Below are 3,442 nucleotides of genomic sequence, written 5' to 3'. Positions count from 1 at the left end.
GCCTTTTCTCCTACTTCTGTCATTGGTGCTTGATTGGTCGTAATTACGGGGCAGCCTGAGGCCATAGCCTCTGCAATAGGCCAACCAAAACCTTCGTCTAAAGAGGGATAGAGAAGAAGCGAAGCACCGGCATATGCATTTTTCACCAATTCATCTGAGCAATTTGATAGACTATATATATATTTCTGAAATGGAGAGGACGATATTAGTTTTTCTAATTTTTCATCTGGCGCAGTGCCTATTAAAAGTAATGGAATTTCAATCTTAAATCTTAGACATAATTGGTCGTATATTTCAATAATACCTATTCTGTTTTTATACCACTGATTACCGCCTACATGTAGAATATACCCCCCGGTTAATTTGATGCCGGTTGCCTCGGACAATAAATTCCTTGTTTCTGCTAAAGGTTGAGGGTTAAAACTTCTGTTCATGGCATTATACACTACTTGAGATATTTTAGGTGTAAATCCTAATAATCGATGTAAATCTGTCTGTGTTTTTTTAGAAACAGAAATAAAATTTTTGCCTTTCGAATATCCGTTGCGTATTATTTTTTGATAAATTTTGCCGGTATAGCCTGTAATATTTTCATCTATGCCTTCAAATGCAGAACGTTGAGCCAAAAAATCATGGCAATGAATAACATGCTTGTATTTTTTAACTAAAGGAACCCAAGGTCCTAAAGCATTATCTGTAAAAATGAATAAGGTATTTTTATTTACGGTCCGTAATTTCATTTTAACGCTTAAAGGGAAAAATATATATTGATCTATATAACCAAACCATTTTTTAAATATTTTGGGTGCTGGTAAAGTACTTGCAATTGCAATTGGTGACCATACCTCGGTCCTATACCCATTTTTTTTCATACCCTTGTTTAGCATTTGAGTATATCTAGGCATACTTTGATGACCTATGAATTTAGGATGTGAAAAAAAAACAATGTTCAAGATTGACAATTTTTTTGGTTGCTATTTTTTAGAGAAGCTAATGTTAGACCAGTTGTAAGAATAGCAAAACCTAGAGAGGCTGGTTGCCCCCATTGACCGTTTGGTAATAATATTAGACAGAAGCTTACTAATAACCAAGGTAGGATTGAATTCTTCATAAGCCTTTGAAAGGCTAATGTGAATAATTGAATTCCAAGAATGATTCTTATGAATATGAAACCGAAACCTAAAATAATACCTGATTCATAGGTAATGCGTTGCCATTCTTCTTCTACCCAATGAATTTTATGTAAACCGGTGTTAACTAGTATTTGTGCTCCTGCGTTAGTGCCACTACCTAGTCCATTACCAAATATTGATTGGTTTTTATCCGGTTGTATAGCTTCGAACATTCCTCCTAAATAACGGTCTACCAATGTGCCACTTACTCCTCCTTCATATTTGGTCGCTCCTACAAATCTAGAGGTAAATGCTTCCATGGGGGTTTCAAGAATACTTAATGTACTTAAAAATAACAATAGAGCAACAATGCCAATGCCACCAAATACTAGTTTAGGAAGGTTCTTTATTGTTCTTGAAACGACAAATACACCAAATATAAATACAATAACAGTTTGATAAAGTAATGTTCTACTAATTGAAAAAGGTATCGCTGCTAATAAACCTAAAGTTGCTACAAATAATAAATATTTATTTACAATGTTAGGTCGTAACCAAAAGTAAAATACAAAACATGCTAATAGCCCATAGAATTGGGTTAAACCCGTAATGAAAGAAAAGGTACCCGGTGGGCGATAATACCCAAGCGCTCCTGAAAATCCTGCGCCCTCTAAATCTCCACCAACTCCACGGTTCACCCAAGCAGATTGAGGGCTGTAGAATTGTAAAATCATTAAAATGCTCATTGGTATTGCTATCCATAGCATAATTTCACCCATTTTTAAGAGATCTTCCTTTTTAAAAACTTTTCCAATTATGAAAATAACAGGAAAATGAATTAGCATAATTCTAGCTCCATAAATACTTACCCCAATGTTTCCATGACCGGTTAAAAAAGTGGTAGCAAGAGCTATAATTCCAAAAAAAGTGGTAGCGATGATATAATTATTTTTGGAAAACAATCCTTGTTTTAACGATAACAAAACCAGTAATATGGCTATAGGGTCTCTAACCAACGCCAATGGACCAGCTAAGGCGGGTAAAATCCATTTTCTTAATCCTCCTTCAAAAAGAAGTAGAAAAAAATAAATCCAAATACCAATTTTTATAATTCTTTGTGAATCAATTTTGGATTTTAATAGCATATCGTTAAGTTAACAATGTAAGATAGACTTACAGTAATTTTTTTAAATTATCAGTTATGCTTAAAAAACTATAGTCATCTACTATTTCTTGTGAAGTAATATGCAATGTTAGAGAATTTTTTATTAGTATTTCTTCCATTTTTTCCTTTAGTTCATTAACATCTTTGGTTTTAAATGTATAACCGTTAACACCTTGAATGACTAAATCTTCTGAACAACCTGTAAGATTTGAAAGTAATAGTGGCGTATTAAAATTCATTGCCTCATTAACAGATAGCCCCCAATTTTCACCTAAAGATGAGCACATCACAAATAAATCGCCTATAGCATAATATTCTGCTATTTTAGATTGATTTACAAATCCTGTAAGAATAACTTGCTTTAATTGATGTTTCTCTATAAAGTGTTCCATCGAGGTTCTTAATTCACCTTCCCCAACCATAATTAGCCAACAATTAGAGTTGTTTAAATTTTTAAAGGCTTGTAATAAATCTAGTGGTCTTTTTTTTTCAATATATTTTCCGGAAAAAATAATGATCTTATCATTTTGTGGAATACCTAAATCCCTTCTTATACTAGATATATTTGGTTTTATGACCTTATATTGGGCTTTAAATCTATCATTATCTACTGCATATGGGCATGAAACCAATCTGTTATCTTCAATATCATAGCTTTTATAAAAAATTTTATTCTGTGAACCTATATAAAGAAATTTGTCTACTCTTGGGAATAAAAAATATTTTAGACCAATCTTTTTTATTTTTTGTTTCCAACCTTTTTTGTAATGTTCATGGCTCAAAGGCATATCGTTTCTCAAACAGATTGTATGTCCTTTAAGTGTGCCCAACATTAAAACCATAAAATGCGTAAAATAATTCCAACCATGTACTATTATAACAGCCTTGGGTTCGTTAAATAATTGTTTAAGTAAGCCTAGGTTTATTAAACCAAAAAAGCCATTAGATACTGAAGGTTTCCAAGAGTTGTTTTTAAAAAATTGATAGGAATACCCGTTTAATAGTGGTATGTCCCAAGTAATATTAACGCCAAATTCTTTATCAAAACCACCTTTAATTGATTCATCGGAACAATACCAAGCCTCGGTATTTACGTCTTGATCATTCATGTATTTGTACATAGGAGCAAAATACTGTATTGGGTGAGAATTTATAAATATTATTT

The 3,442-nt window shown here is 32.5% G+C and carries 3 protein-coding genes; all 3 read right to left on the bottom strand.

The window, feature by feature from the left end; translation table 11 throughout:
• Positions 1-872: glycosyltransferase (locus ABJI11_RS03040; RefSeq protein WP_348349304.1), on the bottom strand; the 872-nt coding region annotated here is incomplete at its 3' end.
• A gap of 77 nt (positions 873-949) precedes the next feature.
• Positions 950-2,257 (bottom strand): hypothetical protein, encoded by a 1,308-nt coding sequence (locus ABJI11_RS03035; RefSeq protein ID WP_348349302.1) that lies wholly within the window; start codon positions 2,255-2,257, stop codon positions 950-952.
• A 28-nt stretch (positions 2,258-2,285) separates the two neighbouring features.
• Positions 2,286-3,386 (bottom strand): glycosyltransferase, encoded by a 1,101-nt coding sequence (locus tag ABJI11_RS03030; RefSeq protein ID WP_348349300.1) that lies wholly within the window; start codon positions 3,384-3,386, stop codon positions 2,286-2,288.
• Between the last annotated feature and the right edge of the window lie 56 nt (positions 3,387-3,442).

It is taken from the genome of Maribacter sp. (genome assembly GCF_039968975.1).
Lineage (GTDB): Bacteria > Bacteroidota > Bacteroidia > Flavobacteriales > Flavobacteriaceae > Maribacter.
This window is presented reverse-complemented; position numbering and strand designations above follow the sequence as displayed.

Coding starts and splice junctions, on each gene's coding strand:
- ABJI11_RS03035 (WP_348349302.1), bottom strand. CDS start 2,257: ATGCTATTAAAATCCAAAATTGATTCACAAAGAATTATAAAAATTGGT.
- ABJI11_RS03030 (WP_348349300.1), bottom strand. CDS start 3,386: ATGAATGATCAAGACGTAAATACCGAGGCTTGGTATTGTTCCGATGAA.